Here is a 26221-nt window from a genome sequence, read left to right as displayed (position 1 = left end):
TGATTTGGCCAAAACATTAACCCCTTTCGGTTTGCGCTCGCGCGCGACAGTTTATATCTGTTCAAATTTTAGCGCCTGACCTCCGGAAACCCCCACCACCCCCACTCCTACAGAACCGGGTTTGCATGTCTGGTTTAGGGGAAGCTGCCGTCTGGCTTAAAGAAAAATCCCACCTGACGCTTCTATGCGCTGCCCGTTGATCCACTTGCCGCCATCCCCCAGCAGCATGCTGATCGCCGATCCGATATCGTCCGCCTCGCCCACCCGGCCCAATGCGGTGCTGGAAGCAATCATCTTGTTCACCTCTGCATTGTCTCGCACCGTGCCGCCCCCGAAGTCAGTCGCAATGGCACCCGGCGCGAGCACGTTTACGTTTATTCCACGAGGCCCCAACTCCTGCGCCAGATAGCGAGTCCAGACTTCAACCGCGCCTTTCATTGAGGCGTAGGCTGCATAGCCGACCATGCTGAAACGCGCCAGCCCGCTGGACAGGTTAATGATTCGTCCGCCGTCGGCAATCAGCGGCAAAAGCTTCTGAGTGAGGAAGAACGGCCCTTTGAAGTGCATGTTCACCAGTTGGTCGAACTGCGTTTCGGTGGTCTGGGCGATGCTGCCGTAAATGCCGGCGCCTGCGTTGTTGACGAGAAAATCAAACTGCTCGGCATTGAAGACCTCTTTCAACACCGTTTTCAATTGCGCGGCGAAAGCATCGAAGTTGTCGCTCTGCCCCACATCCAGCTGAAGCATCGTTGCCTTGCCACCCAAGGCCTGGATTTCATCCGCAACGGCCCGAGCATCGGCCTGGCGGCTTTGGTAAGTGCCGATAATGTCCACGCCCTGCGCGGCGAGGTGCAATGCCGTGCTTTTACCCAAGCCACGACTGGCGCCCGTGATGATCGCGATTTTTCTGCTCATGGTGATGCCCTCAGTTCAGGTTGAAGTGTTCAGCGAGTGAGGAAAAGTCTATTGTTCGCGGGATATCAGATAAATGGCAAAAACCCGAAATCAATGGTCGAGCACGACGAACAATAAAGGCGTGTCCTCATGAACAAACTGGAGCTGTTGCGCTCGTTTGTGCGCGTTACCGAGTTGTCGAGTTTTACGCAGGCCAGTGAAGCACTTGGCTTGCCGCGTTCGACGGTGTCCGAACAGGTACGGGCGCTGGAGGAACTGCTCGGCACCCGCCTGCTGTTGCGCACCACGCGCAAGGTGCAAGCCACTCCGGACGGTGCCGTGCTGTATGAGCGCAGTAAAGAGATGCTGGCGCAGATGGACGAACTCGAGGGGCTGTTCCGTAGCGACGCGATGCTCAGCGGGCGCCTGCGGGTCGACATGCCCACTGCAATGGCCCATAACATCGTGCTGCCGCGCTTGCATGAGTTTCTCAGCGAACACCCCGGGATCGACCTGGAGATCAGCAGCACCGACCGCCGCGTCGATCTTGTCAGGGAAGGCTTTGACTGTGTACTGCGCGTCGGCGACTTGCCGGACACCACGCTCGTCGCGCGCAATCTCGGTGACCTGGCGATGGTCAATTGTGTCGGTGCCGGTTACGCCCGTGAGCACGGCGTCCCGCAGACCCTGGCCGACCTGCAGCAGCACCGGCTGATCCACTATGTGACGGTGTTTGGTGGCAATACCGCGCTCTTTGAATATCAAGAGCAAGGCAAGACCCAGACCCTCGCCATGCCCCGCAGTGTCACCGTGAATAACGTTCAAGCGTACGAAGCCGCCTGCCTGGGCAATCTGGGCATCATTCAGTCGCCGCGCATGGGCATGTGCAAGCATTTGCTCAGCGGGGACATGGTTGAAATCCTCCCGGATCATCGTCCACTGCCCATGAAAATATCCCTGCTCTACGCCCATCGTCGACACTTGCCGGAGCGCTGCCGGGTGTTCATGGACTGGCTGCAGAACCTGATTGCCGAACGCAACACGCACTGGAAGAATCGGCAGCCCTCACCCTTGTGACGGTAGGCCAGGAGCACGCTATGGAACTGCACATTGTCATCAAAGGCCGCAAGGATCTGGCGAACCAGCTCTATGAGCAATTGCGCGACAGTATTGAATGCGGCCGGCTGGCGGCGGGTGTGCAATTGCCGCCCAGCCGCTTGCTGGCAACACAACTGGGCTTGTCCCGCAAAACCATCTCCGACACCTATTCACGCCTGACCTACGAAAACTTCCTGGTCGGCAAGATCGGCAGCGGCACCTTCGTCAATCACTTGCCGAAGCCCCCGTCACGCAAGCAGGAGGCCTGTGATCTGGCCAGCGCCGAAGTGCTGGCCAAGTGGCAAAGCCTTGATCTGGGTCTGCGCCACCCTACCCGTGAAGAAACCCGACGCGGCGACTTTATTGGCGGCGCGATCAGTCGCAGTCACTTCCCCAACGAAGAATGGCGACGCTGTATTCAACACGGCCTGCGACAGATGGCTAAGGCCCCCGGTTTGTATAGTCAGCCGCAGGGGCTGGAGATTTTGCGCAAGGCGATTGCCGGGCATATAGCCTTTGCCCGCGGCGTACGCTGCGTAGCGGATGACGTTGTGGTGTGCAACGGCGCGCAGCAGGCGCTGGACCTGATTTCACGCGTGCTGATCGAGCCCGGCTGCTGCGTTGCGATAGAAGATCCGGGTTATAGACCAGCCCGTCTATTATTCTCAGCCCAAGGGGCTGCGGTGGTTGGCGTGCCCGTGGACGAACACGGCATGCAAGTGGATGCGATCCCCGAAGATGCACGGCTTATCTATGTCACGCCGTCGCATCAGATGCCTTTGGGCATGCCCATGAGCCTTGTGCGCCGCAAGGCATTGCTGGAAAAAGCGCGGCGCATTGGCGCGATCATCATCGAGGACGATTACGACAGCGAATTCCGCTATGAGGGGCAGCCCACTGATTCGCTGCAGAGCATGGACCCTCACGGAATAGTCGCCTACGTCGGGACGTTTTCGAAAACCCTGCTGCCGGAATTGCGCCTGGGCTATGCCGTGTTGCCCACGGCAATTTACGCGGCGGTCATCAAGGCCCGCCAATTGACCGACTGGCACACCAGTACCCTGAACCAGTGGGCGCTGGCCAAGTTCATTGACGACGGTTTACTGCAAAAGCACATCCGTCGCTGTTACGGCATTTATGCGGGACGACGAGAGCGTATCCTGGCGCGCTTCGCGAGTGATTTGTCACCCTGGTTCGACGCCATTCGGGCGACAGCGGGTTTCCACATGGCGCTCTGGTGCCGGGTCCCGATGGATGTCGAGCAACTTATCCAGCAGGCTCGGCAGCACGGTGTGGGCATTTACTCGCTGACACCGTATTACCAGTCAACGCCTGAGCGCCCCGGAATCTACCTGGGCTTTGGTGCCATCGAAACCCTCGATATAGACCCGGCACTGGACCGCTTGCGGGATTTGCTGCTGACGGTGTGACGATGGGCAGCTCACATCAAAATGCATTTGAAACGTAGACCTTGTAGGAGCTAACTTGTTGGCGAGGCGGAATTGCTGACGATGCAGGTCCGACGTCTCGCCAACAAGTTAGCTCCTACAGGTTACCCATTTGCTGCGCGACAGCGCTGTGTCAGCATCATTCAGGAAATTCATTTCAACTCAAAGGATCGACACCGCATGAGCCCACAACCACAAGCCCCCTACTTCTGGCGGGACGATCAATTGCCTTTTATCGAGGCGCGTTCGGTGGGCGATGGGCGCAAGTTGTGTTACGCCAAGCATTCACATGAAGTGTTTTCCATCGGTGCAATCACGGCCGGGCAAAGTACTTATCTGCATGAGAAGAGCAGCCAGCAGGTGCGCGCGGGCACGGTGGTGCTGATGAACCCTGGCGACGTTCATGCCTGTAATCCGATTGCCAACCAGCATTGGTCGTATCTGATGTTGTATGTCGATAACCAGTGGCTGACCCGGCTGCAACACGAACTGGGCCTTGATCCCAACCATGACTTTCAGCCTGTTGCGCAAACCCACAGCACAGTGCCCGCGCTGTTCACAAGCCTGAACAATCTCTATGCAACCCTTATCGACAGCCAGGCCGATGTGCTGCACAAGCAATGCACAACCGTCGCGTTCTTCAGCCAGATGCAACACACCCTCGGTACCGCGCCGGTACGCCCGGAACTGGCGTCGCAACGGGTCGAACGCGCCGCGCAGTACATCAACGACAACTTCAGAAAGCCCATCACGCTGGACGATATGTGCAATGCGGCAAGCCTTTCCGGCTCCTACCTGATCCGCGCCTTCGAACAGCGCTATCACATGACGCCTCACGCCTATCTGATCAACCGGCGCATCCAGCACGCCCGCACCCAGCTCAAAGGCGGCAGGCTGATCGCCGACGTCGCGCAAGAACTGGGGTTCGCCGATCAGGCGCATTTTCAGCGGGCCTTCAAGAAACATCTGGCCGCGACGCCGGGGCAATACCGATTGCAGTAATGGCTAGTACGCCAACAGATAGACCGCGCACCCCACAAGAAGCAGCGCCATGCTGCGGTTGAAGACGCGAATGCCCAGTGCGCTTTTCAAGTAGTGTCGCAAGAAGGTTCCCGCGAACGCCCAGCACGCCAGCGACAGATAGCAGATCACGAAATAGATCGCCGCGAACTGCCAGATCAGGCGAGTCTCGCCACTGGCAACAAAGGCTCCCATTCCAGCGATGCACGCCAGCCACGCCTTGGGGTTAAGCCACTGCATCACCGCCCCCACCAGCATCGAAGGCTTGTCACCTTCGCGCTCCACGTCCAGCCTGCCGTCGTCCAGTGCAAGCTTGCCGGCCATGTACAGCAGGAAGGCGATCCCGGCCCACTTTATTGCCAAAGTCAGAAACGGCAGATGCACCAGGGTTTCATGCAAGCCGAAGCCGATCAGGATCAACAGCAGCGTGAAACCCAGTGTCGCACCGGTGACGTGCAGCAGCGCCGAAGCAAGACCGTAGCGAGCCCCTGAACTCAACGCGACGACGTTGACCGGGCCCGGGGTAATTGAAGAGGCCAGCGCAAAGGCTGCCATGGATAACAACACACTCATCTGAATACCTTTAACCTGATCTGAAATGACGTGATCAAGGTAGGGATCAGGCCTGACGGCGTATTGAATAAAATCACCCACTGCACTGCGGCCACTGACTCTGACGACAGGAATCAGGCAGAATGGCCCGCATTGGCCAGGCGGCTCATACAAGCCAGCCGTCAGGTGCCTTCACTTGCAGAGCGCAACCCATGAACAGTTTTGAAGAATCGATCATTGCCGCGGCTCAGGACGCGACACCGAATAACACAGAAGCGGAACGGGAAGCAGCCAAAGCGGCGGCCATTGAAGCCGTTGCTCAGATCATGCAAACCACGTCCGGCTTGCAACGCACGCTAGCGCTGGCTGCCCTGCTGGACTCCTATTCCGAGTCCGATCCGGAAGACGAATAAAAAATACGCGACAAAAACATTTTTTTTGCGCAAAATGTCAAATAGCCATCACTGAATATCGATGGTTCATCTTGACCTGGACGTCAATGCCACTGGCCCCTGACTTCCGGAGATACAAGTTTGAACATCGAGCATCTGAAAAATATCCAGAGTGATCTGCAGCGCACTGCCAATGACCTCGAGAATGTCTCGCTGAACCTCTCAGGGCACCTGGTCTATCTGCAGCACTCCGTGCGGCCACTGGATGTCGCAGACGTCATTACGCAAATCGACAAACTGCAAGCCTCCGTCGATGACTTGCGCACGGTGGCACAAAGCATCGACTGCTGATCAATCCTGCGCCTGGGACAACGGCCTGGCGACCTCCTCCAGCGATTTGCGTTCCGATGCAACGCCCCAGACGGCCTGCACCACTGCGGCTATCAGCATTAACGCTGCGCCAATCAAGTAACCGATCAGCACATTGCTGCGGTCTTGAGTCTGAATCAGCTCACCGAACAGTGTCGGGCCAATAATCCCACCGAGGCCGGTACCAAACGCGTAAAAAACGGCAATCGCCAAGGCCCGAATCTCCAGCGGGAAGGTTTCCGCCACGGTCAGATACGCCGAGCTGGCAGCCGCCGAGGCAAAGAAGAAAATCACCATCCAGGCCACGGCCTGTTGTGTCACATCGAGCATGCCTTGCTGAAACAGGTACCCGCTGATGGCGAGCAATACGCCGGACACTGCGTAAGTCAGGCTGATCATGACTCTGCGGCCAACGACATCAAACAGTCGCCCGAGCAACAGCGGGCCGCAGAAATTACCCAGTGCCAGCGGCAGAACGTACCAGCCGACCTGATCAGCGGGCACGTTATAAAAATCAGTCAGGACTAATGCGTAGGTAAAAAAGATCGCGTTGTAGAAAAATGCCTGGGCGGTGAGCAGCGTCATACCCACCAGTGCACGCTGGCGAAAGCTGACAAACAGGGTATGAAAGATCTCCCTGATCGGCGTGTGATCCCGGGTATGCAGCCGCAAAGGTTTACCGGTCAGTGGCGGGAGTTCATGGCCCTGATCGCGAAGCCGGTTTTCGATCTGCTCGACAATGCGTGTAGCCTCCGCCGCCTGGCCATGAATCAGCAGCCAGCGCGGGCTTTCCGGCAGCCATAGACGCATGAACAGAATCAACAGCCCCAACGCCGCGCCAATCGCGAAACACAGCCGCCAGCCCAGATCGCCACCTATCCAGGCGGGATCCAGCAACACGATCGAACCACCGGCGCCCAAAGCGGCTCCCAGCCAGAACGTGCCGTTGATGGTCAGATCAACCCAGCCCCGGTATCGCGCCGGTGTGAACTCCTGAATCGTCGAATTGATTGCAGTGTATTCACCGCCGATGCCCATACCCGTCAGAAAACGGAACAACAGGAAACTACCCAGGCTGAACGAAAAGGCTGTCGCTGCGGTAGCGCCGACGTACAGCAACAAGGTGATGAAGAACAGCTTGCGACGCCCAAGACGGTCCGTCAGCCAGCCAAACAGCAAAGCGCCCAGGACTGCACCGGCGATATAGACCGCGCCTGCCAGACCGATATCGCTGTTGGATAGTTGCAGCGCGGGGCTGCTTTTCAAGGCTCCCGATACCGAACCTGCCAAGGTGACTTCCAGGCCATCGAGCAACCAGGTGATTCCCAGGGCAAACACCAGCAGCGTGTGAAAGCGCCCCCAAGGCAGGCGATCAAGACGCGCGGGGAGATCGGTTTCGAAAATCTGGCCAGAATCAGGTGGAGTCTTCAAGGGTGTGCAATCCTCGCTGGATCGGCTTTAGAAGGGAAAGCTGCCTGTCAGACGACACACATGTAGTGACTGCTCCGGCCTCCTCCCGGCTAAAGCCGATCCCACGTCCATACCGTCTAAACCAACAGACACCTCTTTGAGCCAGGCAGTTCGACCGGGTAGCTTTCAACTCACCCAGAACCACATCAACGTCAGGTTCGCCGCCGAGATCAAGCCGAACAGTCCCCATGCGGCTATTTTCACCAGACGAGTATTGACGAACGGCCCCATCAATTGCCGGTCGCTGGTGAAGCGGATCAAGGGCCATAAGGCAAAGGGTAACTGCAGGCTGAGTACCACCTGGCTGAGGACCAGCATCTTGCCCACCGCACCGTCGCCCAACCAGATGACGCCGATCAGCGCTGGAATCAAGGCCAGTGCCCGAGTGATCAAGCGTCGCTGCCAGCAGGGAATTTTCGCCTGTAAAAAGCCTTCAAGCACGACTTGCCCGGCGATGGTCCCGGTGAACGTCGAACTCTGCCCAGCCGCCAGCAATGCGACGCCGAACAAGACGCTGGCGACAGCGCCACCCACCAACGGATCAAGCAGATGGTAGGCATCCTGAATTTCCACGACGTCGGTATGTCCGCTCTTGTGGAATGCGGCTGCGGCGAGGATGAGGATGGCGGCGTTGATCAACAGTGCCAGGCTCAACGAGGCGATGGTGTCCAGACGAGCAAACTTGATCGCGCTGGCTTTGCTGGCGTTGTCGCTGCCATTGACCCGGGTCTGAACCACCGACGAGTGCAGATACAGGTTATGGGGCATCACCGTCGCGCCGAGAATACCGATGGCGAGGTACAGCGGTTCCTGACTGCTCAGTACGTCCCAACTGGGCTTCAGGCCCGCCGCAACTTCAGGCCAGAACGGTTTGATCAGTACCAGTTCCACCGTGAAGCAGGCGCCAATCGTAGCGATCAATCCCAGCACGATTGCTTCGAGACGGCGAAAGTTGGCGCCTTGCAGTGCCAGCACGATCAACGTGTCGAACGCTGTCAGCACCACGCCGGTAGTGATGGAAACGCCCAACAACAGATGAAATGCCAACGCCGCGCCCAGCACTTCAGCCAGATCGGTAGCGAGGATCGACAATTCGGCCAGCAGCCACTGCCCTTTGGCTACCCCGGGGCTGTACCGCGACGCAGACAGTTGCGCCAGGTCGCGCCCCGTGGCGATACCCAGTCGTGAACAGAGGTTTTGCAGAACCATACCGGACAAACTGGCGAGCACCACGACGAACAGCAGCGCATAGCCAAAGCGCGAGCCAGCTTCGATAGCGGTGGCCCAATTACCAGGATCCATATACCCGATGGAGACCAGCAAACCCGGGCCGACGAACAACAACATCTTGCGCGCCAGCGAGGCATTGGCGGGGATGGCAACGCTGTCGGTAACAGCCGATGGACAAAAGGGAGCAGTAGCGGTGGTGGGCAGTTTGAATTTCACAGGAACCAGACTGGAAACGGAGCGGAAGGCCAATCTTAAAGATTCAATACACATCTTGATACAGTCAGATAGCATCCCTCCAGTCGGTCCCACGTCTTCCACATTTCCTGTAAGAGCTGCCGAAGGCTGCGATTGCGGTGCAGCAGAGGAACCGAATCGCAGCCTTCGGCAGCTCCTACAGGGATGTGCGAAAGTCTCGGCTTATTCAGCAGAAAAAACTAAATAGATGAACTTAAAAGCAATAATTAATCAAGAAAGGACTCACAACGTCTAGAGCTAACAATCATTACCAATTGTAAAAGCGCTACCATATGTCATCAAAAATAATGGAAGCCTGCGTATGTCCACCCCTTCTACCGCCAGCAGTCCGGCGGACGAGATCGCCGTCGACGGATCCGATCCGGTCCGCGCTGCACATATTTCTGCGCGAATTGATCGCCTGCCCGCCGTTGCTACAGTCTGGAAACTGGTAGCACTGCTCTCCATCGGTGGCTTTTTCGAGCTTTATGATCTGTTTCAGACCGCCTACATCAGCCCCGGCCTGCTGCGAGATGGCATCTTTGCGACAGGTGCCCAGGGCGTGTTCGGCTTTTCCGATCAGGCTGCCTTCGCCTCGGCGACCTTTCTCGGTCTGTTTCTGGGTGCCAGCCTGCTCAGCCCGATTGCCGACCGTTTTGGCCGAAGGGCGATTTTTACCTTCGCGTTGATCTGGTACACCATCGCCACGGTGTTAATGGGCATTCAGACTGATGCGCTGGGCATTATCTGCATGCGTTTTCTGGTGGGGATCGGTCTGGGCATAGAACTGGTGACCATTGATGCTTATCTGGCAGAGTTGGTGCCCAAGCGCATGCGCAGTTCGGCCTTTGCTTTTGCCTTCTTTATTCAGTTCCTGTCGGTACCCGCCGTTGCGCTGATGTCCTGGTGGCTGGTGCCACAAGCGCCCTTCGGTATTTCCGGCTGGCGCTGGGTGGTACTGGCCAGCGCGGTGTTCGCGCTGTTCATCTGGTGGTTGCGTTCACGTCTCCCTGAATCACCGCGCTGGCTCGCTCAACATGGGCGTTTCGAGGAAGCAGAACGCATCATGGATGACATCGAAGCACGCTGTCAGCGCGATCATGGCAAACCACTGGACGCCCCCGAACCGGAAGTTGTCGCGGTCTCAGGCAAAGGGCGGTTCGCTGATATCTGGCAGCCGCCTTATCGCCGTCGGGCATTGATGCTGATCGTGTTCCATGTGTTCCAGGCAATCGGCTTCTTCGGCTTCGGCAACTGGCTGCCAGCGTTATTGTCCGGTCAGGGTGTCAGCGTCACCCATAGTCTGGGTTACGCATTTATCATCACCCTCGCCTACCCACTGGGTCCGTTGCTGTTCGTGAAGTTCGCCAACCGTTTCGAAAACAAATGGCAGATCGTCGGATCAGCGCTGGGCTCGATGATCTTCGGCACCCTGTTCGCCTTCCAGTCTTCGGCAACAGGTCTGGTGTTCTGTGGTGTAATGATCACCTTCTGCAACGCATGGCTGAGTTTCAGTTACCACTCCTATCAGGGCGAATTGTTCCCGACCAACATCCGCGCCCGCGCGGTGGGGTTCTGCTATTCATTCAGTCGCTTGTCGACCGTGTTCAGCAGCCTGTTGATCGGCTTCTTCCTTGATCACTTCGGCACCCCGGGCGTTCTGGCATTCATTGTCAGCAGCATGTTGATCGTGATGATTACCATCGGCAGATTCGGGCCGCGAACCCGTAATCTGGCGCTGGAAAATATTGCGCACCGCTGATACATAACGGCGTCGTTGCACGTCCGATCATCGCCTCACCCGAACACGTCGTGCCAGGCTGCTTCAATAGAAACATGCCTGGCCAACTAACAAAGAGGAGGTATGCCATGGTCGGTTCCCGCCCGGAAAGTCCCGATGTCGAATTAACGGACGTACAGTATCCCGAAACATTACCGGCTCCCGTGATCGACGAAACCGATCCGGATGCGGGCTTTGAACCAGGGACTGAGTTACTGCCAGAGAAAGGTGATTTTCACCGTATAAAGCCCCGCAATTGATCGCGGCGCGTCGCCCCCGTTGCAGGTGCAAGAGGCCGGCGCCCCACTGAGGAACGTCGGCCATTTCATCAACTTTGCAACCACTCCACGTTGGTTATACCGAAATGTTCCGCGTAAGGCTTGGAAACGCGGGGGACTTTCTCTGTTCGATATTTCGGAATACGGGCGATACCTGCATCGACACTGGCATGATGCCATGCTTCGGAATTATCCATGTGCTCTGCACTGATGTAGAAAGACTTGAACGCGCCGTTTAACAAATAATCGATTCTGTAGTGTTTGTACTGTGACATCCAGGCAGCGCCTCCTTTTGGTTTGCTTAGTGCAATAGATGACCTCCCGGCTTTGCAAAAAATTCACTCTTTTTTCACAAAACGCGACCAAGCAATCGTTCGCCCTGTGGCACGCTGCCTTATATCTTCATACGCTTGATTTAACGAAAAAAAGATGCTTATCGAATACCCAGGCGTTTGGCGAGTCGATTCAAATTAGCGCGATCTACGCCCAGTTCCCTGGCCACTTCCACCCACTTGCCATGATGGCAAATCAATACCTGCTCAATTAATTGTTTCTGATAAGCATCCACTGCCGCCTTCAATGAACCCCCATGTTCCATATCTGAACCCGAGGGCAAGTGCAGTCTTTCTTGTAGTTTTGTGCTCACACTAACAGCCTCTTCTTCCAAGCCTAGAGCTTGCGCTTCAACAGTGAGAATACGTGGACGCTCGGGGCTCAACGAAAGGGACTTGAGCACTGCCCGACTGATCAGGTGTTCCAGCTCGCGAACATTCCCCGGCCACGTATACCCCAGCAATAATTTCTGCGCCTCATTGTTGAGTCGCAAGCTGCGCAAGCCCATGCGCGCACGGTTTTCTTCCAGGAAATAGCCCGCCAGCAGTAATACATCCCGACCACGTTCGCGCAGCGGCGGAACCAGCAGCGGGTAAACGCTCAGCCGGTGGTACAGGTCGGCACGAAAGCGACCGGACCGGACCTCTTCGGCAAGATCGCGATTGGTGGCGGCAATGATCCGTACGTCCACCTGATGCTCCTGGTCAGACCCGACGCGCTGGAGTTGACCGCTTTGCAGTACACGCAGCAGCTTGGACTGCACTGGCAAAGGCAGCTCACCGACTTCATCAAGGAAAATGGTTCCGCCGTCGGCCAGTTCGAATTTTCCGGAGCGCCCATTGACGGCTCCTGAGAAAGCCCCTCTGACATGGCCAAACAGCTCACTTTCAACCAGCATTTCCGGAAGCGCCGCACAGTTGAGGCTGATCAGTGGTTTGTGGGCACGGGGTGAGCTCAGGTGAATGGCTTCGGCCACCAGTTCTTTACCAACCCCGGTTTCTCCTGTGATGAGTACCGATAGCGGGCTGTTACCGACTAACTGAATCTCCTGAACCAGTCGTTTGTGGGCCGGACTCTGCCCAATCAACTCTCGCGGCCCGCGACCGCCTGCAGCACGCTTGTAGACTTCGGCCAATTGGCGTTGGTCCTCGAAACCACGTGCCAGTTGGTTGATGCGCTCACTGGCCATCACCGTTGCGGCGGCCAGGCCGGCAAACGCCTCAAGGTTATCCAGATCAACCTGATTGAAGTTTGAAGGGTTCAGGGAATCCAGGGTGATCAACCCCCAAGGCTTGTCCTGAAAATAAAGCGGACACCCCAGACAATCATGAACCTCCAGATGTCCCTGATGGCCGTCGACCAGACCGTCATAAGGATCCGGAAAGTCACAGTCCATCGAGAAACGCGTGGGTCCTGGGTTCTCCAACAGTATTTTCAGCCGGGGATGTTCATCAACGCGAAAACGGCGTCCAAGGGTGTCGGCGCTCAGCCCCTCTACTGCCAGCGGTACCAGCACCTCCCCTTCAAGTTTGAGCAGCGCCACCGCATCGCAGGGCAGCAACTGCCGCAACGCATTTAACAATCGCCGATAGCGCTCCTCATCAGGTAGCTCGCGACTCAGGTCGGCCACTAACGGAACGAGGGCGTTTAATAGCGGATTGCTCATCATGATTGCGTTCCATCGGCTGAAAAAAACGAGGTCATTATGACTCGCAGGTTCATGGAATAGACAGCAGCGCGGTGGCATCTTTCGAACAATGCAGTCCGTCGAGCAGCAAACATCGGACCTGTAGGAGCTCACCGAGATTACGAGGCCAGCGATGGCTGAGTGTCAGGCAAACCGCTATCGCTGGCCTCGTAACCTCGGTGAGCTCCTACAGAGTCGGATTCAGTCTGGAAGATTGCAGCTCCCCCTGCCATAACGGTGAACCGGGAAATGGCCGCTCAGCTGTAAGTTTAATGAAACACCCGCCTTGTTTATCAAGGCTTGCAGGCCCGGGAAACTTTCTGACGCCAGCGCCATGACGATATACCAAGGGCTGTTTAATTTTATTGAGGTGGCGAAATGAATATTCCGTTTCATAGTGCGCTCAACCCCGGCAGGAGTGCACAGACATGGCCAGAATTCAGGGAAGAGTTCAACACACTAATCCCCAGACTTTCACCCCTTTAGTTGTCGATCTCGACGGCACCTTATTGCGATCCGATTTGTTGATGGAAACAGCGATGACATTCATTCGAAGTCATCCGCTGCAGATATTCAAACTGTTTGGATGGTTATTGAAAGGCAAAGCGGCTCTTAAAGAAGGTCTGGCGCTCAATACACAGATTGACGTCACGGTGTTGCCGTATGACCCGCAAGTGATCGAACTGATTGAGGCCGAGCGGGCCAACGGGCGGATGATCGTGCTGGCCACCGCCAGTCATGACAGCCTGGCCAAACGCATCGCCGAACACTTGCAACTCTTCGACCTGGTGGTGGCGTCCAATGCCGACCGCAACCTGTCTGCGCACAAGAAGCGTGATCTGCTCGTGGGTCATTACGGACAGAACGGCTTCGATTACCTTGGCAACTCCATGGACGACCTGCCCATCTGGGACGCTGCCCGCGAGGCGATAGTCGTCAATCCTCTGTCCGGAGTGGAGAAAAAAGCCAAGGCGCAAGGCAACGTAAAAAGCGTCATTCACTCCAATACATCAAGCCTGCGCGACTGGCGTAAAGCCCTGCGTATGCACCAGTGGATGAAGAACGCGCTGATCTTCGTCCCGTTGCTCGCAGCACATCAATTTGGCAGAGCAGACCTTTTGCTCAACGGTGTATTGGCCTTCCTGTTCTTTGGCTTGTGCGCTTCCAGTGTCTACGTCCTGAACGACCTGCTGGACCTTGCCGACGACCGCCATCATCAGACCAAACACAAGCGCCCTTTCGCCAGTGGCAAGCTGTCGATCAAAGCCGGGTTGATGGTCGTCCCGCTGCTATTGATCGCAGCATTCGGGGGGGCCGCTTTGCTGTTGCCTTGGCAATTCTCCGCCGTCCTGGCGGCCTATTACGGGCTGACCCTGGCGTATTCATTAAGCCTGAAACGCCAGATGGTGCTGGACGTGATCGTCCTGGCGATGCTCTACACCGCCCGGATTCTGGCAGGTGCGGCCGCATTCAGTTTGCCCCTGACCTTCTGGATTCTGGCTTTCTCGATGTTCATGTTCCTTAGTCTGGCGCTGGTCAAACGCTATGCCGAACTGCGTGAGGCCCGGGCCAAGGACCTCATGGACAAGGCGCGTGGCCGCGGTTACTACCCCGGCGACCTGGACATGATCGCAGCGTTGGGCGCCTCTTCCGGACACCTGGCGGTGATGGTGCTGGCGCTGTACATCCACGAAGGCTCGACTGTCGCGATGTACGGCCATCCGCATGTGATCTGGCTGACCTGCCCGCTGCTGCTGTTCTGGATTACCCGTGTGTGGATGCTCACCCATCGCGGCCTGATGAACGATGACCCGGTGGTGTTCGCGATTCGCGACCGCATGAGCCAGGTGATCGGTGCCCTCTTCGTTCTGGTTTTCTGGATTGCAGCATGACTGAACCCTTGTATTCCTGGGGCAGATATCCCCGCACCGCGCAACACGGACATACCTGTCCATGGATAGACGGCCTGACAGATCACCTGCACAACGTCATCGACCAGCATCAGACCAGCCTGCCCTACGGCAACGGCCGCAGCTATGGCGACAGTTGTCTGGCCGCCAGTGATCAGGTCCTGCACATGCGAGCGCTGGACCGGTTCATTCGGGCTGACTGGAGCACCGGAACCATCCGCGTGGAAGCCGGCGTGACCCTCGCGGAAATTCTGGCGGCAGCGATCCCTCGCGGCTGGTTTTTACCGGTTACACCGGGCACACAATTCGCCACCGTTGGCGGTGCCATTGCCAATGACGTGCATGGCAAAAACCATCATCTGCGTGGCACGTTCGGTAATCATGTTTTGCGTTTCGGCCTGCTGCGTCACGGCGAAAAAGCGCGGATCTGTTCGCCGATGGAAAACACCAGGCTGTTCACCGCCAGTATTGGCGGGCTGGGCCTGACCGGCGTTATCAATTGGGCCGATTTGCAACTGATGCCGATACGCTCCAGCCAGATCGACAATACCGTGGTGCGCTTCGCCAATCTTGCAGAGTTTTTCAGCCTGTCCGCCGAACTCGACCATCAACATGAGTACAGCGTGGCCTGGGTCGATTGCCTGGCTAAAGGTGCCGATACCGGGCGCGGCGTGTTCATCGTCGGTGACCATGCCCGCTATGGCTCCCTTGAAGTCGAGCGCAGCAGTCGCCTGAATATGCCGGTTACGCCGCCCGTCTCGCTGATCAACAACCTGTCGTTGCGCGCGTTCAACTCGCTGTACTGGCGCGCGCATCCGGGCAAGCGCACAGCCCGACGCAGCGCCTACGCGCCGTTCTTCTATCCGCTGGATCGCATCCTGCACTGGAACCGCATCTACGGCCGCCAAGGGTTTCAGCAATACCAGTGCGTGATTTCCGATGCGAACGCCGAAGTGGCGATGGCTGATCTGCTTGGGGTTATTGCCGAATCCGGCCAGGGTTCATTCCTGGCCGTGCTCAAACGTTGCGGCGATATCGCCTCGCCCGGGCTGCTGTCGTTCCCCATGCCCGGCACCTCGCTGGCGCTGGATTTCCCCAACAGCAGCGATTTGCGACACGTCCTGTTCCCACGTCTGGACGCGATTGTCCGGGCCGCGGGCGGTCGTCTGTATCCGGCCAAAGACGCGCACATGAGCGGCAGCGACTTCCGTCAGGCGTATCCCGCCTGGGAACGCCTCGAAGCACTGCGCGATCCCTCCCTGATGTCCCGCTTCTGGCAACGAGTGATTTTATGAAACGAGGCACCTTATGAAACGAGTGTTAATCATCGGCGCGACCTCGGCCATTGCCACTGCCTGTGCCCGATTGTGGGCCAGTGAAGGCAGCGACTTTTTCCTGGTAGCGCGAAATGCCGACAAGCTTGAACAGACAGCGGCGGATCTCAAGGGCCGTGGCGCCAAAACCATTACCCTGCACGAAATGGACGCTACGGACATCGCCTCCCACCCGGCGATGCTGGAGAGCTGCCTGCTGGCACTCGGGCAGATAGATGTTGCACTGATTGCCCACGGCACCCTGCCCGACCAGAAGGTCTGCGAGCAGAATGTGAGCGTCGCCTTACAGGAGTTTGCCAACAACGGCACCTCGGTTATCGCCTTGTTGACCCTGTTGGCCAATCAGTTCGAAACCCAGCGATGTGGCAGTCTGGCCGTTATTTCTTCAGTCGCGGGGGACCGCGGCAGGCCGTCCAACTATCTGTATGGCTCAGCCAAGGCAGCGGTTTCGACCTTCAGCGAAGGCTTGCAGGCACGGCTTTTCAAGGTCGGCGTGCATGTCCTGACGATCAAGCCCGGCTTCGTCGACACGCCCATGACTCAAGGGCTGTTGCTCCCGGCGGCGCTGTTGGCACAACCCCAACAAGTGGCGGAACGTATCGTCGCCGGCATCGCCCGCAAAGCGCCAACCTTGTACACCCCCGGTTTCTGGGCGTTGATCATGCTGATCATCCGCTCCATTCCACAGCCAGTGTTCAAGAGGCTGAACCTATGAACGAAACGCTGTTGCTGTCGGGCTGGCGTTATCGTGCCGTGGTGCTTTCAGTCGTGTGTTCTGCGCTGGGTTATCTGGGCTTCTCCCTGTGGGGCGGCTGGGAGGCAGTCAGCAAGGCGGTGGGTGAAGTCGGATTGATCGGCATCGCTATCGCACTGGCGATGTCGGCAGCCAATTACGGGCTGCGTTTCTTGCGCTGGCAGACGTATCTGAACGTGCTCGGTCATCCTGTGCCATGGCAGCCGAGCCTGAAGATCTATCTGGCGGGTTTTGCCCTCACCACTACGCCAGGCAAGGCCGGTGAAGCCTTGAGGGGCGTGTTGCTCAAGCGCTGGGGTGTGCCGTATCCGCAAAGCTTCGCGGCGTTTTTCAGCGAACGTCTGTCAGACCTGTTTGCGGTGGTCCTGCTGACCCTGTTCGGCCTGTCGCTGTACCCGGCGTCACGCCCCATGATCGTGGTCGGTGTAGCCCTGGTGTGCATCGGTTTGCTGGTGCTTTCGCAACGGCGTCTGCTGGAACGCATCGCAGCGGCAATCCCGGCCGGGGGTGGAAAACTGTTGAGCCTGGGTCGTCATCTGCTTGAGGTTTTGCTGGCAGCCCAGCGCTGTCATCGCCTGAGTCTGTTACTGGGCGTGACCTCGCTCAGCGTTATCGCCTGGAGCGCTGAAGCCTTGGCGTTCCACTGGATCCTGAACTGGATGGGTGCCGACATCGAGCTGACCTTTGCCGTGTTCGTGTATGCATTGGCGATGCTGGCCGGGGCAATCAGCTTCATGCCGGGTGGGCTGGGTGGTGCCGAAGCGGTGATGGTCGGCCTGCTGGTATGGAAAGGCATGTCCAGCGCCGACGCGATTGCGGCCACGGTACTGATCCGCCTCGCGACCCTGTGGTTTGCCGTGGCGATTGGTGCCGTGATGCTGCTGCAGCTCAAGGGCGAAGATGCGCAGGATCGAACCGTGATTGAACAGTCAGCAGCAGATTAATTCACGTACAGGAGTCACCCGATGGTCCAGGGAAGTCACCGTCATTCGTCAAATGCAGTTGCCTTGCTTTTGCTCTTTGCCGCAATCGTTACCAGCTTCATGGCTTCCAGCGGCCCGATTCAATGGATGGACAACGGGGTATTTCTCGCCGAGGCGTCCCAAGGGCATTACTTCAGCCAGTCCCTCGGCCCGCTGGATCACCCGTTGTATCAATTCATCAACACCCTGGTCTTTGACCTCTTCGGCCCTCTGGTGCTGAGTTTGCTCAACTCCATTTTGCTGTTGCCGCTGGCGTGGATCATCTACTCGCTGGCGATGAATGTCGGCGCCAGCCAGCGTCAGGCATTGCTGGCAGCGGCGGCAACGATCCTCGCTCACGGTGTGTTCTGGGTGTCGACCAAAGCCGAGGTCTACATTCTGAATTCACTGTTCGTGCTGCTCGCCTATCAGGTCCATCTGGATCAGAAGCCGCGCTTGGTCGCCGTCGGCAAACTGCTGGTCATCGGCCTGCTGACAGGGCTGGGCGCGGCGATTCACCAGTTGACGTTCGTTGTCCTGCTGCCGCTTTACCTGCAACTTTTATATCAGCACAAACTGCGTACCGTGCTGACCATTCCGGGCTTCGCTCTGGGGTTTTCGGTGGCCTTCCCGGCGATTGCCCATGACCTGCAATCCGGCATGAGCCTCATCGACATCGCCCACCGCTACCTGACCGGCTCATCGCTACAGGCCGAGACGCCCAATTGGGAAGGCAGCCTGCTGCGCTTCGATGACATGTGGCATGAAAAGAATTCGGTTTTCATTTTGCTGCTCTCCCTGATAGGTCCGCAGGTGCTCGGGCTGGTTCTGCTTCCCAAGAACAATCGCTTGCGTCTGCTGTGGTGTGCCGCTGCGCTGAACTTTGTTTTTGCCGTGTCTTACAACGTCACCGACCGCTTCACGTTCTTTCTGCCTGGAGTGGCATTGCTGTGCGTCCTGGGCATCATCAGCCTTGGTCGATTGCTGCCACCCAGTCGTAGCGGCCAGTCGCTACTCAACCTCTCGGTGCTCAGCTCACCGGTTGCAATTCTGCTGGTTTACTCGCTGTACGCAGCGGGTGTTATTCGTTTGCCGGTACACAGTGAGTCGTTGCCGTTTCGCGATGACATTCACTACTTTATGGCTCCGTATCTGCCCGATCGCTCGGCCGAACAGTTTGTGCGTGTCTATGAAAAAACCGCACCGCCCGGCTCACTGATCATCGCCGACTGGACCCCGATGGGCGCTCTGCGCTCGGCTCAGGCCAGTGGTGCATTAGCGGGGCGGACGCTGGAAATGTGCGAGGAAGTGAATGACATCAAGGTGTTCCTCACCGGCCCCGGCGCGTTCCTGACTCGCACCAGCTACTGCGCAATGATCAGCGAACGCTTCGTGCTGGAGAATGCCGTGGTGGGGTATACGTTGCAGAGTCGATGAGCACATAACCAGTGATCTGGAATGCGCTTTGCTCTAGATCGCGTACAGCCTTATCGCGAGCAAGCTCAGCTCCCACATATCCAGCTTGGGCTCTCCTGTGGGAGTAGAGCTTGCTCGCGATGAACGATACTGCGGTCTCGCTTGAAACTGCGGTTTTTGTATCGTCCCAGGCCAGGCTCGGCGCCCACAAAAACCGCATTCAGATCACCTGATCAAGGCTGCCACAACGTTTTCCCACCATCGAGCTTACGGTCCAGAAAGCTCGCCGCGCTGATCAATGCCAGATGACTCAGCGCCTGAGGCGTGTTGCCCAGATGATGTCCGTAACTGTCAAACTCTTCAGCGTAAAGCCCCAAAGGGTTGGCATAGCGCAACAGTTGTTCAAACTCCAGGTGGGCTTGCTCGACCCGTCCCGCACGCGCCAGGCATTCGACGTACCAGAACGAACAGGCGGTGAAGGCCCCCTCTTCGCCAGCCAGACCGTCGTGATGATCATCATCGTTGCGATAGCGATAGACCATGCCATCACGAACCAGTGTGGCCTCAATGGCGTCCAGCGTCGCCAGCCAGCGCGGATCACTGGCCCCGACAAAACGCACCAGAGGCATCAGCAGCATTGAGGCATCGAGGTTGCGGCTGCCTTTGTGCTGTACGAAATGCCCCAGATCTTCATTCCAGAAGTTCTTCCAGATGTCGTCGTGGATGGCCTGGCGCTCCTTGTCCCAGCGGTCGAAGGGCGCAGGCAACGAACGCTTGAAAGCGAGACGCAATGCGCGATCCAGCGCGACCCAGCACATCAGCCGGGAATGCAGAAAATGCTTGTCATCGCCCCGCATTTCCCAGATGCCGACATCTTTGTCGCGCCAATGCTCGCAGACGTAATCCACTTGCCGGGTTGCGTGCTGCCAGCCCTCGTAGGAAATCGCCTCGCCATACTTGTTCGCCAGGTAAACAGCGTCCATCAGCTCGCCGTAAATATCCAGCTGGACCTGTTTGTACGCCTCGTTGCCGATACGCACCGGTAACGCGCCGCCATAACCCGTAAAGTGATCGAGGTGCTCTTCGGGCAGTTCTTCACGGCCATCAAGGCTGTAGAGGATCCCGAGTTGACTGGAGTCTTCGCAACAGTCGCCGAGACGTCCACGCACCCAGCGCATGAAGCCGTTGGCTTCTTCGGTATAACCCAGGCGCATGAACGCATAAATCGTGAACGAGGCATCGCGGATCCAACTGTAACGGTAATCCCAGTTGCGCTCCCCGCCGGGCGTTTCCGGCAGGCCGAAGGTCGCCGCGGCGACAATCCCACCGTGCTTGCGTGAGGTCAACAACTTGAGGGCAAGCGCAGAGCGGTTAACCATCTCCTTCCAGCGACCGCGGTATTCCGACTGTTTGCTCCAGCGCTTCCAGAACGCCAGGGTGTCGACAAAATATTGCTGGCATTGCCCGGCGTTGACCTGCGGATCATCGATACCGCCGAGTATGAACTCCACGAACTCACCTTTTTTGAGGATGAATTCGGCAGTCGCGGCCTGCTCGCTCACCTGCAACGGTACATTCGCCGAGAGGCGCATGCCCGGTTGCCCATTCGCCTCGAAGCACACATCTTCACCGGCCAGCCTGGCGGTGGTGTCTGCCCGGCTGTAATCCAGTCGCACCCGGCACTGCATGCGTATCGTCGCACTGCCATAACGCACCTGCACACGACGCACTATCCGCGGCAAATCGTCCTCGCTGTCGCCAACCGGCATCAGATCAGTGATTTCGATCACCGCTTCTTCATCGATCCAGCGGGTTTGCAAAACGTTGGTATCGGGCAGATAAATCTGCTGACGGCGAGCGTTGGGCAAGTCCGGCGCGAGCTTGAAGATGCCCGCCTGGTTGGTGTCCAGCAATGCGCTGAAGATTGACGGGCTGTCGAAGTCGGGCCAGCAGCAGAAATCAATGCTCCCGGTATCCGCCACCAGTGCGGCACTGCGCATATCGCCGATGATGCCGTGGTTCTCTATAGGGTTTTGCGGTTCTTCCGGGAAATCAGCCATTGTCTCGAAACTCCGGATAGAGGCTCATGCCGCCATCAATAAACAGCGTGGTGCCGTGTATGTAATCGGACAAGTCCGAGGCCAGCCATACCACTGCATTGGCCACATCCTCGGCATCACCGACCCGACCGTAGGGAATCAGTTTCAAGAGCTCGGCCTCTTTGTCGCCTGCCATGGCCTCTTCGTTGATTGCGGTACGAATCGCGCCGGGGGCAATGCTGTTGACGCGGATTCGCTGCTCGCCCATTTCCTGAGCAATGCTGCGCATCAGCAGGTCGACACCGCCTTTGGACGCGGCGTAGTTGGCATGTCCCGCCCAAGGGATCAATTGGTGCACTGAGCTCATGTGAATGATCTTGCCCATGGCCCGTGAGATGTCAGGACGCATACCTTGGCGGATGAACTGACGCAGCGCGGCACGTGCACAGAGGAATTGTCCAGTCAGGTTGACGTCGATGACCTTGTTCCAGTCAGCGAGGCTCATGTCGACGATGGAGGCATCTTTTTGCAGCCCGGAATTGGCTACCAGAATGTCCAGGTGGCCAAAGTGTTCCAGTGTTTTGGCGAACAGGTGCTCGACTTCGTCTTCCTTCGACACATCGGCCCCGATTGCAAGCGCCCTGCCACCTGCAGCGATGATCTGATCGACCAGTTTTTCGGCGGGTTCGGCATGGGAGTTGTAGTTGATGACAACTGCAGCCCCCGCTGCTGCCAATGCTTTTGCAGCCCCTGCGCCGAGGCCGGAGCTGGCCCCTGTGACCAATGCGACTTGGTGTTCCAGTGAGATATGCATGGATTCGAGCCCTCTAGGTCAGCATGTAAAGCTGACCCGGGGGGCTTCGTTGAAGTTCAGTGCGGGAGTGGGTGTGGAGTTGTAATGGGCTGTTTCTGTTTGGCCTGTGTATGTATCCATTGCTGCGTTACGGCTGCAATTGGTTGCGCTTTTACAGCGCCTCACTTTTGAAAGGAGCCGGAAGCCGGCCCAAAAGTGAGGCGCCGTAAGGGCGTAACCAATAACAGCAGCAACCGCAATACCGGATATACCCCCAAAACCTGGTATCGACACTAAACCCAAACCCAAACCCAAACCCAACACGCAGCTTGAGCGTTACAGCATGTAACTGCTAGTTTGACCCCACAACGCTAAAAGCCCTCCCGGATCGCGAGCCCAATGAACCGAAACGAACTGCGCAAGGCCGACATCAATCTGATGGTGGTTTTCGAAACCTTGATGCAAGAGCGCAACGTCACTCGCGCCGCCGAAAAACTATTCCTCGGCCAACCAACGATCAGCGCCGCCCTCAACCGGTTGCGGGCGCTGTTCAATGATCCGCTGTTCATCCGCGTCGGTCACCGGATGGAACCCACCGCCAGGGCACAGGAAATCATTCATCACCTGTCCCCGGCACTCGATGCAATGTCGGTCGCCCTGAGCCTCACCCGGGATTTCGACCCTGCGAGCAGCGACATGACCTTTCGCATCGGTCTATCCGATGACGTCGAATACAGCCTGATGCCCGCCCTGCTACGCGCCATCCGCGAAGAAGCCCCCGGCGTTGTACTGGTCATCAAACAGGTCAACTACTGGAATATCTCCGAGTTGCTCATGTCCGGCGAAATCACGGTGGGGGTATGCCTGACTCAGGAGCTGCCCGCCAACGCCAAGCGAAAACTGCTGCGTTCCATACAGCCGATGGTGGTACGCGCCGACAAATCGGCAACGCCGATGACGCTGGACGAATACTGCGCACGCCCGCATGTGGTGGTCTCTCACGTAGCCAATATCAGCAGCTTCGCCGATGAATGGCTGGACGCGATTGGTCGCAAACGCAAGGCCGTACTGTCAGTGCCGCAATACAGCACATTGCCCGCACTGATGGCGGGCACTGATTTGTTGTGCAATTTGCCGGACCACCTGACTCAGGCAATGATCAATACCGGCCAACTATACGGCGAACCCCTGCCCTTCATCACACCGAATCTGGAACTGTCCATGACCTGGCTGAGCATCATGGACACCGACCCGGCAGAGCGGTGGTTACGCAAAAGACTGGAAGAATTCATGGGAGACCGCGACAAGTTCTCCCCGATTCTCTGAAAGGATCAACAACTCTGGGAATTCAAAAACTTGGCACACCCTCATCAAAAAAAAGAATAACTATTTGATTTGGGATGCTTTTCTGTAGGAACTCACGAGCACCGTGAGGCAGCGATAGCGTTTTTTCTGATACAGCGCGCTATCGCGGCCTCGCGGTGCTCGGTGGAGCGCCACCCCGGTCGCTCCTACAGGTCAGATGCGAACGTTGGAGAATCAGCCGAAACGGCCGGTGATGTAGTCTTCAGTCTGGCTTTTGGATGGCTTGGTGAAGATGGTGTCGGTATCGCCGTGCTCGATCAGTTCACCCATGAACATGAACGCGGTGTAATCCGAGCAACGCGCAGCCTGCTGCATGTTGTGGGTCACGATGATCACCGTGAACTGCTCTTTGAGCTCAGTGATCAGTTGCTCGATACGCCCGGTAGAGATCGGGTCCAGCGCTGAAGTCGGCTCGTCGAGCAGCAGGACTTGCGGGCGCAGCGCGATGGTGCGGGCAATGCACAGACGCTGCTGTTGACCGCCAGACAGACCGGTGGCGCTCTTGTTGAGTTTGTCTTTGACTTCGTCCCACAGCGCAGCACCACGCAGAGCCTCTTCCACGCGGTCTTCCATTTCACGGCGCGACAGCTTTTCATGATGCTTGATGGCGTAGGAAATGTTGTCGAAGATCGACATCGGGAACGGCACAGGTTTCTGGAACACCATCCCCACGTGGCTACGCAGGCGGTTCATCGAATAACCCGGCGCCAGGATGTTCTCACCGTTCAGCAGCACTTCACCCTTGGCTTCCTGCTTCGGGTACATCGCGTAAATACGGTTGAACACGCGCAGCAGGGTCGACTTGCCGCAACCCGACGGACCGATGATCGCGGTGATGCGTTTTTCCGGGATGATCATGTCGATGGATTTCAGCGACTTCTGTTCGTTGTAGAAAAACTCCAGACCACGAACTTGAATCTTGGTTTTTTCATTGGCAAGGGAAAGGTTATTCATCAAGACGCCCTATTGCGCAAAAGAATTAAGCGGGAAGCGAGGCTGAGGATCAGCACGAACAGTGTCATGACCAGAGCGCCAGCCCAGGCCAGAGAGTGCCAATCGTCGAACGGGCTCATGGCGTACTGGAACACCACGACCGGTACGCTGGCCATCGGCTTGAGCAGATCGCTGCTCCAGAACTGGTTGCCGAACGCGGTAAACAACAACGGCGCGGTTTCGCCAGTGATGCGGGCCAGCGCCAGCAAGACACCTGTCACCACACCCGCCTTGGCAGCACGCAGTACGATCTGCAGGGTCAGCTTCCACTGCGGCACACCCAGCGCCAGCGCGGCTTCGCGCATGGTCGAAGGCTGCAACTGAAGCATTTCATCGGTGGTACGCACCACCACGGGGATTACCAGCAAAGCCAACGCCAGGGCACCGGCAATCGCCGAAAAGCCAACCTTGTGATCCGTCCATTCGTTGAGGGGCAGAATCACCGCGGTGTACACAAACAGGCCCAGCACGATGGAGGGAGCCGACAACAGGATGTCGTTGACGAAGCGGACCGCGTTACCCAGTTTCGAGTAGCGGGCGAACTCTGCCAGCCAGACACCAGCCATCAGGCCAATCGGCGTCCCGATCAACAGGCCGATGCCGGACATCAGCACGCTGCCGTAAAAGGCGTTGGCCAGACCGCCTTCAACGCCAGGCGGCGGAGTCATGCCGCTGAACAGTCGAAAGTTCAAGGCATCCACACCATTGATGATGGTGGTCAGCAGGATCCACACCAGCCACAACAGGCCGAAAGCCGTCGCGGCGCAGCTAAGGACCATTGCTGCTTTGTTCTTCAAGTCGCGAACCCGATAAAGGCTCTCGTTGCCAGTCACTTCCTTACTCATAACCCCTCCTTGCGGGACAGACGCGACAGCATGATGCGAGCCAGAGCCAGCACGATGAAAGTCACTACGAACAGCAGGAAGCCCAGGGCAATCAACGACGAGCGATGCAAGTCGGTGTAAGCCTCGTTGAACTCGTTGGCGATTACCGAAGCAATCGAGCTACTTGGCATCATCAACGACGCCGAGAACTGGTGGGAGTTACCCAGTACGAAGGTCACCGCCATGGTTTCCCCCAGCGCACGGCCGAGGCCGAGGAAGATGCCACCGACAACGGCGGAACGGGTGTACGGCAGAACGATGTCCCAGACCACTTCCCAGGTCGTGCCGCCCAACGCGTACGCCGACTCTTTAAGGGTGGTAGGGACACTTTTGAATACTTCGACCATCACCGAGGTAATGAACGGCGTGATCATGATCGCCAGCACGATACCGGCGGTGAGCATGCCGATACCCAGTGGCGGCCCCTGGAACATCGTGCCGATAAAGGGCAGCTCGCCCAGGTTGTCATTGATCCACGGTGCAATATGTTCAGCCATATAAGGGCCGAACACGAACAGGCCCCACATGCCGTAGATGATCGAAGGAATACCCGCCAACAACTCGATAGCCGAAGAAATCGGCAGTCGCAACCATGGCGGCGCTACTTCAGTCAGGAAAATCGCGATGCCGAAGCTCACCGGAACGGCGATCAGCAAAGCCAGAAAAGAGGTGACCAACGTACCGTAGATCGGCACCAGTGCACCAAACTTGCCGTCGACCACGTTCCATTCGGTGCTGGTTAAAAAACCGAAACCGAAGGTCTGGAATGCGAGGCTGCCGCCCCACAAGGTCGAAAGTGCGATACAGCCGAGCAATGCCAGAACCAGCATCGCCGAACCGCCCATGACGCGTTTGAACCAGCGATCATGACGCTGATCACGGGCCGCGCGGCGTTCACCTTCAGTGACGGAAGCAGGGATCGCAGCGGACAAATATTGGGTGTTTTCAGTCATCTTGGGTCCACTCGCAAAGAAACCCTGTCATCG

General features: G+C 57.5%; 25 protein-coding genes. 13 read left to right on the top strand and 12 right to left on the bottom strand.

Translation table 11 applies throughout. The annotated features are described in order from the left end of the window. Positions 1 to 156 precede the first annotated feature (156 nt). The gene (locus ACYASS_RS23165; protein ID WP_463587830.1) at positions 157 to 915 is read right to left on the bottom strand and encodes an SDR family NAD(P)-dependent oxidoreductase; all 759 of its coding nucleotides are present in this window, start codon (positions 913 to 915) and stop codon (positions 157 to 159) included. A 129-nt stretch (positions 916 to 1044) separates the two neighbouring features. On the opposite strand from ACYASS_RS23165, the gene ACYASS_RS23160 reads away from it, so the two are divergent. The 3 genes from ACYASS_RS23160 to ACYASS_RS23150 all read left to right on the top strand — a co-directional run bounded on the left by ACYASS_RS23160 (position 1045) and on the right by ACYASS_RS23150 (position 4442). Further along, positions 1045 to 1971: a LysR family transcriptional regulator gene (locus tag ACYASS_RS23160; RefSeq protein WP_463587829.1), complete on the top strand. Its 927-nt coding sequence runs from the start codon at positions 1045 to 1047 to the stop codon at positions 1969 to 1971. A gap of 20 nt (positions 1972 to 1991) precedes the next feature. After that, positions 1992 to 3422, top strand: a complete 1431-nt coding sequence (pdxR, locus tag ACYASS_RS23155) for a MocR-like pyridoxine biosynthesis transcription factor PdxR (protein WP_463587828.1) — start codon at positions 1992 to 1994, stop codon at positions 3420 to 3422. A gap of 198 nt (positions 3423 to 3620) precedes the next feature. Next, positions 3621 to 4442 (top strand): AraC family transcriptional regulator, encoded by an 822-nt coding sequence (locus ACYASS_RS23150; RefSeq protein ID WP_463587827.1) that lies wholly within the window; start codon positions 3621 to 3623, stop codon positions 4440 to 4442. A 3-nt stretch (positions 4443 to 4445) separates the two neighbouring features. On the opposite strand, the gene ACYASS_RS23145 is transcribed toward ACYASS_RS23150, so the two are convergent. Continuing rightward, positions 4446 to 5033, bottom strand: coding sequence for a LysE family translocator (locus tag ACYASS_RS23145; protein ID WP_463587826.1), 588 nt, complete (start codon positions 5031 to 5033; stop codon positions 4446 to 4448). 191 nt (positions 5034 to 5224) lie between these two features. On the opposite strand from ACYASS_RS23145, the gene ACYASS_RS23140 reads away from it, so the two are divergent. Next, positions 5225 to 5425 (top strand): hypothetical protein, encoded by a 201-nt coding sequence (locus ACYASS_RS23140; RefSeq protein WP_243248629.1) that lies wholly within the window; start codon positions 5225 to 5227, stop codon positions 5423 to 5425. Positions 5426 to 5545: 120 nt separating this feature from the next. Further along, positions 5546 to 5755 (top strand): hypothetical protein, encoded by a 210-nt coding sequence (locus ACYASS_RS23135; RefSeq protein WP_463587825.1) that lies wholly within the window; start codon positions 5546 to 5548, stop codon positions 5753 to 5755. Here ACYASS_RS23135 and ACYASS_RS23130 read toward each other — a convergent pair whose 3' ends face one another. Both ACYASS_RS23130 and ACYASS_RS23125 read right to left on the bottom strand, forming a co-directional pair. Continuing rightward, positions 5756 to 7204 carry an MFS transporter gene (locus ACYASS_RS23130; RefSeq protein WP_463587824.1) on the bottom strand — a complete coding sequence of 483 codons (1449 nt, stop codon included), beginning with the start codon at positions 7202 to 7204 and terminating at the stop codon, positions 5756 to 5758. A gap of 165 nt (positions 7205 to 7369) precedes the next feature. Further along, positions 7370 to 8689 carry an Nramp family divalent metal transporter gene (locus tag ACYASS_RS23125; RefSeq protein ID WP_463587823.1) on the bottom strand — a complete coding sequence of 440 codons (1320 nt, stop codon included), beginning with the start codon at positions 8687 to 8689 and terminating at the stop codon, positions 7370 to 7372. Positions 8690 to 9029: 340 nt separating this feature from the next. On the opposite strand from ACYASS_RS23125, the gene ACYASS_RS23120 reads away from it, so the two are divergent. Together ACYASS_RS23120 and ACYASS_RS23115 are read left to right on the top strand one after the other, a co-directional pair. After that, a complete protein-coding gene (locus ACYASS_RS23120) occupies positions 9030 to 10469 on the top strand; it encodes an MFS transporter (protein ID WP_463587822.1) in 1440 nt (479 codons plus the stop codon). Between the two features lie 107 nt (positions 10470 to 10576). After that, the gene (locus tag ACYASS_RS23115) at positions 10577 to 10747 is read left to right on the top strand and encodes a hypothetical protein (protein WP_243248633.1); all 171 of its coding nucleotides are present in this window, start codon (positions 10577 to 10579) and stop codon (positions 10745 to 10747) included. 68 nt (positions 10748 to 10815) lie between these two features. Here ACYASS_RS23115 and ACYASS_RS23110 read toward each other — a convergent pair whose 3' ends face one another. The 3 genes from ACYASS_RS23110 to ACYASS_RS23100 all read right to left on the bottom strand — a co-directional run bounded on the left by ACYASS_RS23110 (position 10816) and on the right by ACYASS_RS23100 (position 13181). Further along, positions 10816 to 11040 carry a DUF6555 family protein gene (locus tag ACYASS_RS23110; protein WP_027900221.1) on the bottom strand — a complete coding sequence of 75 codons (225 nt, stop codon included), beginning with the start codon at positions 11038 to 11040 and terminating at the stop codon, positions 10816 to 10818. Positions 11041 to 11198: 158 nt separating this feature from the next. Then, positions 11199 to 12767, bottom strand: coding sequence for a nitric oxide reductase transcriptional regulator NorR (gene norR / locus ACYASS_RS23105; protein WP_463587821.1), 1569 nt, complete (start codon positions 12765 to 12767; stop codon positions 11199 to 11201). Positions 12768 to 12986: 219 nt separating this feature from the next. Further along, entirely contained in the window at positions 12987 to 13181 is a 195-nt protein-coding gene (locus tag ACYASS_RS23100) for a hypothetical protein (RefSeq protein ID WP_463587820.1), read from the bottom strand. A gap of 32 nt (positions 13182 to 13213) precedes the next feature. On the opposite strand from ACYASS_RS23100, the gene ACYASS_RS23095 reads away from it, so the two are divergent. Genes ACYASS_RS23095 through ACYASS_RS23075 form a run of 5 tightly spaced genes read left to right on the top strand, consistent with a single transcriptional unit; the run spans position 13214 to position 19182 of the window. Then, positions 13214 to 14677 (top strand): UbiA family prenyltransferase, encoded by a 1464-nt coding sequence (locus tag ACYASS_RS23095; RefSeq protein WP_463587819.1) that lies wholly within the window; start codon positions 13214 to 13216, stop codon positions 14675 to 14677. Next, positions 14674 to 15990, top strand: a complete 1317-nt coding sequence (locus ACYASS_RS23090; RefSeq protein WP_463587818.1) for an FAD-binding oxidoreductase — start codon at positions 14674 to 14676, stop codon at positions 15988 to 15990. The genes ACYASS_RS23095 and ACYASS_RS23090 overlap by 4 nt, the downstream gene beginning before the upstream one ends. A gap of 13 nt (positions 15991 to 16003) precedes the next feature. Next, on the top strand, positions 16004 to 16744 hold the full coding sequence (locus ACYASS_RS23085; protein WP_463587817.1) for an SDR family oxidoreductase: 741 nt from the start codon (positions 16004 to 16006) through the stop codon (positions 16742 to 16744). Then, positions 16741 to 17727, top strand: coding sequence for a lysylphosphatidylglycerol synthase transmembrane domain-containing protein (locus tag ACYASS_RS23080; protein ID WP_463587816.1), 987 nt, complete (start codon positions 16741 to 16743; stop codon positions 17725 to 17727). Before ACYASS_RS23085 ends, ACYASS_RS23080 begins: the two co-directional genes overlap by 4 nt. A 21-nt stretch (positions 17728 to 17748) precedes the next feature. Next, the gene (locus tag ACYASS_RS23075) at positions 17749 to 19182 is read left to right on the top strand and encodes a DUF2723 domain-containing protein (RefSeq protein ID WP_463587815.1); all 1434 of its coding nucleotides are present in this window, start codon (positions 17749 to 17751) and stop codon (positions 19180 to 19182) included. Between the two features lie 212 nt (positions 19183 to 19394). On the opposite strand, the gene ACYASS_RS23070 is transcribed toward ACYASS_RS23075, so the two are convergent. Both ACYASS_RS23070 and ACYASS_RS23065 read right to left on the bottom strand, forming a co-directional pair. Then, positions 19395 to 21221, bottom strand: a complete 1827-nt coding sequence (locus ACYASS_RS23070; RefSeq protein ID WP_463587814.1) for a glycoside hydrolase family 15 protein — start codon at positions 21219 to 21221, stop codon at positions 19395 to 19397. After that, a complete protein-coding gene (locus ACYASS_RS23065; protein WP_463587813.1) occupies positions 21214 to 22014 on the bottom strand; it encodes a glucose 1-dehydrogenase in 801 nt (266 codons plus the stop codon). The genes ACYASS_RS23070 and ACYASS_RS23065 overlap by 8 nt, the downstream gene beginning before the upstream one ends. A 378-nt stretch (positions 22015 to 22392) precedes the next feature. Here ACYASS_RS23065 and ACYASS_RS23060 point away from each other — a divergent pair, with 378 nt between their 5' ends. Next, on the top strand, positions 22393 to 23319 hold the full coding sequence (locus tag ACYASS_RS23060) for a LysR family transcriptional regulator (protein ID WP_463587812.1): 927 nt from the start codon (positions 22393 to 22395) through the stop codon (positions 23317 to 23319). 213 nt (positions 23320 to 23532) lie between these two features. Here the strand turns inward: ACYASS_RS23060 and pstB are convergent, their stop codons facing one another. Genes pstB through pstC form a run of 3 tightly spaced genes read right to left on the bottom strand, consistent with a single transcriptional unit; the run spans position 23533 to position 26188 of the window. Then, positions 23533 to 24312, bottom strand: a complete 780-nt coding sequence (gene pstB, locus ACYASS_RS23055; protein ID WP_087263883.1) for a phosphate ABC transporter ATP-binding protein PstB — start codon at positions 24310 to 24312, stop codon at positions 23533 to 23535. After that, positions 24312 to 25196 (bottom strand): phosphate ABC transporter permease PstA, encoded by an 885-nt coding sequence (pstA, locus tag ACYASS_RS23050; protein ID WP_243248413.1) that lies wholly within the window; start codon positions 25194 to 25196, stop codon positions 24312 to 24314. The genes pstB and pstA overlap by 1 nt, the downstream gene beginning before the upstream one ends. Beyond that, on the bottom strand, positions 25193 to 26188 hold the full coding sequence (gene pstC / locus ACYASS_RS23045; protein ID WP_243248412.1) for a phosphate ABC transporter permease subunit PstC: 996 nt from the start codon (positions 26186 to 26188) through the stop codon (positions 25193 to 25195). Before pstC ends, pstA begins: the two co-directional genes overlap by 4 nt. Positions 26189 to 26221 lie beyond the last annotated feature (33 nt).

It is taken from the genome of Pseudomonas sp. HP_14 (assembly GCF_055283875.1).
The sequence above is the reverse complement of the archived record's forward strand: the minus strand, read 5'-3'. Positions and strand labels throughout refer to the sequence as shown.